Annotated in this window: 7 protein-coding genes; 3 read left to right on the forward strand and 4 right to left on the reverse strand. The window is 74.0% G+C overall.

Features of this window, described 5'->3' with window-relative positions; translation table 11 throughout:
* Positions 1–15: 15 nt before the first annotated feature.
* Both DOO78_RS23390 and DOO78_RS23395 read right to left on the reverse strand, forming a co-directional pair.
* Entirely contained in the window at positions 16–990 is a 975-nt protein-coding gene (locus DOO78_RS23390; protein ID WP_111472307.1) for a tripartite tricarboxylate transporter substrate-binding protein, read from the reverse strand.
* A 213-nt stretch (positions 991–1,203) separates the two neighbouring features.
* Positions 1,204–2,253, reverse strand: a complete 1,050-nt coding sequence (locus DOO78_RS23395) for an MBL fold metallo-hydrolase (protein ID WP_111472308.1) — start codon at positions 2,251–2,253, stop codon at positions 1,204–1,206.
* A gap of 271 nt (positions 2,254–2,524) precedes the next feature.
* Here DOO78_RS23395 and DOO78_RS23400 point away from each other — a divergent pair, with 271 nt between their 5' ends.
* Entirely contained in the window at positions 2,525–3,214 is a 690-nt protein-coding gene (locus DOO78_RS23400) for a MarC family protein (RefSeq protein ID WP_111472309.1), read from the forward strand.
* Between the two features lie 145 nt (positions 3,215–3,359).
* Here the strand turns inward: DOO78_RS23400 and glgX are convergent, their stop codons facing one another.
* Positions 3,360–5,600 (reverse strand): glycogen debranching protein GlgX, encoded by a 2,241-nt coding sequence (glgX, locus tag DOO78_RS23405; protein WP_111472310.1) that lies wholly within the window; start codon positions 5,598–5,600, stop codon positions 3,360–3,362.
* A gap of 153 nt (positions 5,601–5,753) precedes the next feature.
* Between glgX and DOO78_RS23410 the strand changes: the two genes are divergently transcribed.
* A complete protein-coding gene (locus DOO78_RS23410; protein WP_111472311.1) occupies positions 5,754–5,969 on the forward strand; it encodes a dodecin in 216 nt (71 codons plus the stop codon).
* A 5-nt stretch (positions 5,970–5,974) separates the two neighbouring features.
* Positions 5,975–6,298 (forward strand): hypothetical protein, encoded by a 324-nt coding sequence (locus DOO78_RS23415; protein ID WP_111472312.1) that lies wholly within the window; start codon positions 5,975–5,977, stop codon positions 6,296–6,298.
* A 316-nt stretch (positions 6,299–6,614) separates the two neighbouring features.
* On the opposite strand, the gene DOO78_RS27730 is transcribed toward DOO78_RS23415, so the two are convergent.
* On the reverse strand, positions 6,615–6,814 hold a 200-nt coding region (locus DOO78_RS27730; protein ID WP_165838943.1), incomplete at its 5' end, for a hypothetical protein.

Raw genomic sequence — 6,814 nt, forward strand, 5'->3', positions numbered from 1 at the left:
CCGGGCAGGCCGCCGTCAGTCCACCCTGAAGCCGCTCTTCTCCACCACCGGCCGCCAGCGCTCGATGTCCTCGGCGAGGATCCGCCCCAGCTCGGCCGGCGTCGAGACCTCCGGCTCCAGCCCGATGGCCAGCAGCTGCGCCTTCGCCTCCGCCTCCATCGTCGCCGCGGCGAGCTCGTCGCGCAGCGCCGCGACCATCGGCGCCGGCGTGCCGGCCGGGGCGTAGAAGGCGTAGAAGCCGAAGCTCGCCTGGTCGGGATGGCCGAGCTCGGCGATGGTCGGGATATCGGGCGTCGTCGCGCCGCGCCGGGGGCCGGAGGTGAGGACGATCCGCAGCTTGCCGTCGCGGTGGAAGGTGAGGAAATCCGAGACGCCGCCGCAGCCGGCCGCGATATGCCCGGCGCTGAGATCGGCGATCACCGGCGCCGCGCCGCGATAGCCGACCGGCTCCAGCGCCAGGCCGAAGGCGCCGCCGAGCTGCAGGCCGAAGAAATGCGTCGAGGAGCCGAGCGCCGTGCTGCCGAAGCTGCCGCGCCGCGCATCCGCCTTCACCCAGGCGACATACTCCTCGAAGCGGCCGAAGGGCAGGTTCGGCGAGAGCACCCAGCAGGTCTGCACCGTGCCGGTCAGGGTGACGGGCGCGAAATCGGTGCGCGGGTCGAAGGGCAGCCGGCGGAAGGTGAGCACCGGCTGCACCGTCGAGGCGCTCGGCGCGAAGAGCAGCGTCGTGCCGTCGGGCGGCGCGTATTTCAGCGCCTCGCAGGCGACGGTGCCGCTCGCCCCGGCGCGGTTCTCGATGACGACGTTGCGCAGCGCGCCGCGCCGCCGCAGCGCCTCGGCGATGACGCGGCCCATCACATCGGTGCCGCCGCCCGGCGGGAAGCCGACCAGCACGCGGACCACGCCCTGCGGCAGGGCCGCCCGGGCGATGGCGGGCGCGGCCAGCACTGCACCGCCCGCGCGCAGCAGGCTCCGCCTTGGCAGGGACATGGATTCCTCCCGATCGCTCGCTCGCGCCGGTTCTGCGCCGGCGCATCCTGGACCCGGGAAGGCTGCGGCGCGCGGCCCCGCGCTGTCAACGCGGCGCTGCCTGCCACCGGCCCTCGCGCGCCGGGCGCGAGCCTCCGCGTCGCCTGGCGGCGCGACACAGGGTGCGAGCCCCGTCCGGGGCCGCGGACCGGTCTTGAGACCGGCCCACGGGTTTCACGCCAGGGGCCGCCCCGCCGCCGCCGCCACCTCGGCCAGCAGCCGGGCCTCGCCCTCCTCGTAGCGCGGGGAGAGATGGAACGGCTCGATCCGCCCCGCCCCGGCGGCGCGCGCGATCTCGCCGGCGGCCTGGGTCGTCAGGTGGCGGCGGTCGCGGGCATGCGCGGCATCCGCGGCGGCGAAGGGCGCCTCGATGAAGAGGATGTCGGCGCCCTGCGCCAGCGCGATGGCCGCCGCGCGGTTGGCCGGGGTGTCGGCGAAATCGGTGAGGTAGGCGAGGCGCTGGCCGGGCGTGACCTCGACCAGGTCGCGCAGCGCGCCGAGCGGCAGGGTGGTGGCCGCCGGCTCCTCCCCGGGCCCCTCCCCTCGCCCCTCCCCTGGCCCTCCCCGGGGCGCCGCGACGGCGATCGGAGTCGCATCCGGCGCCCCCTCCCGCACCGCCTGCTTCAACCGCGTCAGCCAGGGCCCGACCGGCAGACCGCGCGCCTCGAGCCGGGTGCGCCAGACATTGATGCGCATCGCCTCCGACACCGCGAAGCCGAGGCAGGGCGTGCCGTGGTCGAGCACCGCCGCCTGCAGCCGCAGCGCGCCGAGCGTCAGCACCGTGCCGTCCGCCGCGGCGGGCTGCGGCGGCAGCGCCTCCGGCCGGAAGCCGGTCTGCAGACGGAAGCGGCGGCGCGGCCAGAGGGGGCCCTCCGTCACCTCCGTCACCTCGAAGGCGAGGACCGGCGCGATGCGGTCGACGAGGTTCCAGGTATAGGCCTGCAGCCGGTGCCAGAGCCGCGCCGCGAAGCCCGCCGGCCCGACCACCTGCACCACCCGCTCCCGCCCGATCAGCAGCCGCAGCAGCCGGTCGAAGCCGGCCCAGTGGTCCATATGCGCGTGCGAGACGCCGAGCAGCCCGGTGCGCAGCAGCTGCCGCGGCGCCAGGCCGGAGAGGTCGCCGCAATCGAGCAGCACCGCCTCGCTCTGGTGCAGCGCCTCCAGCCAGAGGCCGGGATCGCCGGTCCGCCCATTCAGCAGGCAGGGATGCAGGGTGGCGCGCATGGCCGCCGGAGTGCCACGGCGCGGCCGGATGGTCGAGCGGGGCCGGCCCGATCGGGGCCGCGGCCGGGAAAGCGCGCCCGGGAAAGCGCGCCCGGGAGAGCGCGCGCCGGCGGGGCGGCCAGGCGGGGCGGCCAGGCGGGCGGCGGGCCGGCTTGCCTCCGCCGCGCCGGGCTGGCATCGCTGCGCCGCCGCTCCCGCCCCTCCAGGCACGCCCGGGCGGCCCCCGCCGCGGGGCCCGCGGATCGCAATGCCTGGACCGGGAGCAGCGGCCATGCCGGAGCTGCGCGCGGCGGCCGAGAGCTTCCTGCTCGCCTTCCCCGCCCTCTTCTCCATCGTCAACCCGATCGCCGCCGCGCTCATCTTCGCCCAGGTCACCGCCCGGCTGCGGCATGCCGACCGGGTGCTGCTGGCCGGGCGGATCGCCGCCTATTCGGCCGCCATCCTGCTCGGCGCGCTCTGGACGGGGGCCTATGTGCTCGGCTTCTTCGGCATCAGCCTCGCGGCGCTGCGGATCGGCGGCGGGCTGGTCGTCGCGGTCCGCGCCTGGGACCTGCTGGCGGCGCCGGAGCGGACGGAGGAGCGCAAGCAGGACCAGGCCAGCGAGGCGGAGGGCGAGCCGGCCGGCGACATCGCCTTCTTCCCGCTCACCATGCCCTTCACCACCGGGCCGGGCTCCATCTCGGTCGCGGTCGCGCTCGGCGCCAACCGCCCGGTGACGGGCCCCGGGGGCGGCGGCTGGGCCGAGGTGGCGCCCTTCGCCGCCGGCCTCTCCCTCGCGGCGCTCGCCGTCGCCGGGCTGGTCTGGCTGGCCTATCGCTCGGCGGATGCGGTGGTCGGGCTGCTCGGCCAGTCGCGGGTCCGCATCCTCACCCGGCTCGCAGCCTTCCTCATGCTCTGCATCGGCGTGCAGATCGTCCTCGGCGGCGTCACCGAGGTGCTGCGGCCGCTGCTCGCGCGGTAGGGCATGTCATAGTCGGGGCATCGGCACCCGTCCGAGCGCCTCCGCTCGAACGGGATCTGCGCTCGACCACGCGCCGCTCGCCCGGGTGCGCGGCCCGACGGCGCGCCGTCGGGCCGCCTGGGTCACGCCCCGGCGCCGGCCCGCCTCAGCCCTCCCCCTCAGGCAGCGGCGGCGGCGCGGCGCCGGCGAGCAGCGCGAGGCGCGCCGTGGCGAGGATGCCGCCGCCGCCCCGCTCCGGCCGCAGCAGGAAGAGCAGGAAGGAGCGGCCGGTGACCATGTAGGGATGGCCGAACTCGAAGGGCTCCGGCTCCTCGAGGTCGGGGCGGTTGGTGTCGATCAGCAACTGCCAGCGCTGGCCCTGCGGCGGCTCCGGCAGGGAGAACTCCACCACGTCGTGATGCGCGTTCAGCACCAGCAGCAGGGTGGCGTCGCCGGCCGGGCGGCGGATGCCGGTGGCCTGGGCGCGGCCGTCCAGCAGCAGGCCGAAGCAGCGGGTGTTGGCATCGTCCCAGTGCTCGGCCTCCATCTCGGTGCCGGCGGGGGTCAGCCAGGTGGCGTCCTTGACGCCGGCCGCCTCGTTCAGCGTCCCGGTCAGGAAGCGGCCGCGGCGGAGCACGGGGAAGCTCTGGCGCAGCGCGATCAGCTTGCGGGCGAAGGCGGCGAGCGCCCGCCCGTCGGCGTCGATCCCCTGCCAGTCCACCCAGTTCAGCGCGTTGTCCTGGCAATAGGTGTTGTTGTTGCCCTTCTGGGTGCGGCCGAACTCGTCGCCCGCCAGGATCATCGGCGTGCCCTGGGAGAGCAGCAGCGTCGCCAGCATGTTGCGCTTCTGCCGCTCGCGCAGCGCCCGGATCTCCGGGTCGTCGGTCGGCCCCTCGACGCCGTGGTTCCAGGAGAGGTTGTGCGAGTGGCCGTCGCGGTTGTCCTCGCCATTCGCCTCGTTGTGCTTCTCGTCGTAGGAGACGAGGTCGTTGAGGGTGAAGCCGTCATGCGCGGCGATGAAGTTCACGCTCGCCCAGGGCTTGCGGCCGCGGCGGTCGAACTTGTCGCCCGAGGCGGTGAGCCGCGCCGCCAGCTCGGCCGCCTGGCCCTCGTCGCCCTTCCAGAAGGCGCGCACGGTGTCGCGGAAGCGGTCGTTCCACTCCGCCCAGCCCGGCGGGAAGCCGCCCACCTGGTAGCCGCCCGGGCCGCAATCCCAGGGCTCGGCGATCAGCTTGACGCCCGAGAGCACCGGGTCCTGCCGGCAGGAATCGAGGAAGCCGCCGCCCTCGTCGAAGCCATAGGGCTCGCGGCCGAGGATGGTGGCGAGGTCGAAGCGGAAGCCGTCCACCCGCATCTCGGTGGCCCAGAAGCGCAGGCTGTCGGTGACCATCTGCAGCACCCGCGGATGCGACAGGTTCACCGTGTTCCCGGTGCCGGTGTCGTTGATGTAGTAGCGCTTCTGGTCGGGCAGCAGCCGGTAGTAGCTGGCGTTGTCGATGCCCTTGAAGGAGAGGGTCGGCCCGCGCTCGTTGCCCTCGGCGGTGTGGTTGTAGACCACGTCGAGGATGACCTCGAGCCCGGCATCGTGCAGCCGGGCCACCATCTCCTTGAACTCGGCGAAGGCGAAGGGCGGGTTGCGGGCGTAGCGGCGGGCCGGGGCGAAGAAGCTGAGGGAGTTGTAGCCCCAGTAATTGGTCAGCCCCTTGTCGAGCAGCGGCCCGTCATTGACGAAGCTGTGGATCGGCAGCAGCTCGACCGAGGTGACGCCGAGGCCGCGCAGGTAGTCCACCACCTCCGGCGAGGCGAGGCCGGCATAGGTGCCGCGGATCTCCTCCGGCAGGTCGGCGCGGAGCTTGGTGAAGCCCTTCACATGGGTCTCGTAGAAGATGGTGCGGTCCCAGGCGACGGCCGGCCGGCGCTCCCGCCCCCAGGTGAAGGCGGGGTCGATGACCCGGCATTTCGGCATCATCGGGGCGCTGTCGCGCTCGTCGAAGGTGGTGTCGTCCTCGCTTTCCAGCGTGTAGCCGAAGATCTCGGGGCCCCATTTCAGCTCGCCGACGATGGCGCGGGCATAGGGGTCGAGCAGCAGCTTGTTCGGGTTAAAGCGGTGGCCGGCCTCCGGCTCGTAGGGGCCGTGCACGCGGTAGGCGTAGATGGTGCCGGGCCGCGCCTCCGGCAGGTAGCCGTGCCAGACCTCGTCCGTGTACTCGGGCAGCTCCAACCGCTCCAGCTCGGTCTCGCCGGCCTCGTCGAAGAGGCAGAGCTCCACCTTGGTGGCATGCGCCGAGAAAAGGGCGAAGTTGACGCCGAGCCCGTCCCAGGTCGCGCCGAGCGGAAAGGGCTGGCCCTCCCTGACCCGCGTGCGGCGTCCCACCCGCGGCGCGCCGCCATCCTGTATCTTCGCCATGGCCCAGGCCCCCTCGCTAACTCCGGTGGGTCACAACAACGCTCGGCCCCGTTCGTTTCCGCGGTGCAGCAGCGCCGCGGCGGGAAACCGATCCGCCGGCGCGGCGCTTCATCGGCACTGCGGCAACGGCTGCCGCAGCGGAGGACACCGCCCATGACGGAACATGTCTACAAGGTGGTGGAGCTGGTCGGCTCCTCGAAGGACGGGGTGGACGACGCCATCCGCACCGCCATCACCCGCGCCGGCGAGACGGTGCGCCACCTGCGCTGGTTCGAGGTGACGCAGATCCGCGGCGTGGTCGGCAAGGGTGGCGCGATCGACTACACGCAGGTGTCGCTGAAGGCCGGCTTCACCCTCGAAGGGGACTAGCGCGCATGTACCTCGCCCGCTTCTCCTATGACGTGCTGCCGGTGCATCGGCAGCGGGCCATGGATTTCATCCGGCGCGAGGTGGCGGCCGCCGGCAAGGCCGGGCTGCGGGCCCGGCTGCTGGTGCCGCTCACCCGCGGCCAGGGCGGCGCGGCGCTGCAATTCGAGGTGGCGCTGACCAGCCTCGACCAGCTCGAGGGGCTGCGGCATCGCGGCGGCAGCGCGGCGCCGCAGGACTGGATGCATGCCTTCAGCGAGATCCTGACCGCGCCGCCGCAGGTGGAAATCCTGCGGGTGGACGGGGTGCAGGCGGGCGGCCCGCCGATCTAGGGCGGAGCCGATCGGGCGGACCCCCTGATCGGGTGGAGATGCCCTGACGATACTGCCCTGGACATGATCCGCGCACCCGTGCGAGCGGCCCATGGTCCTGGCCAGGCGGCGGGCCTGAGGCCGGCCGCGACGCGCGCGCGGGCCTCGGTCCTTCGCTGGAGCGGCGGAGCGGCCGCCATCCTGGGGCCGGTCCGCCGCCGGTCGTCCTCCGGGCCGGGATCGCGGAGGCGGGACGGGATGCATGGCCCCTCCACCGCCGCGGCGCCCGGAGGCCAGGCGCGGCGCCTGCTGCGCCGCGCCGTGACCCTGCCTGCCGTCAGGAATGGAAGACGTAGTCGCCTGCGACGAGGGTGTGGCCTGTGGCGGCGGAGACGGGGTCGAGCTTGAGGGCGATGACGTCGACGCGGTTGACATCCTCGGTGCCTGGGGTGGCGTAGACGGCGTAGTACTGGAGGCCTGCGACCTTGGCGGAGGCGCCGATGAACTCGAGATGGGCGTCGGGGCCGTAGTTGAGGA

This window comes from Roseicella frigidaeris, from assembly GCF_003258945.1.
Lineage (GTDB): Bacteria > Pseudomonadota > Alphaproteobacteria > Acetobacterales > Acetobacteraceae > Paracraurococcus > Paracraurococcus frigidaeris.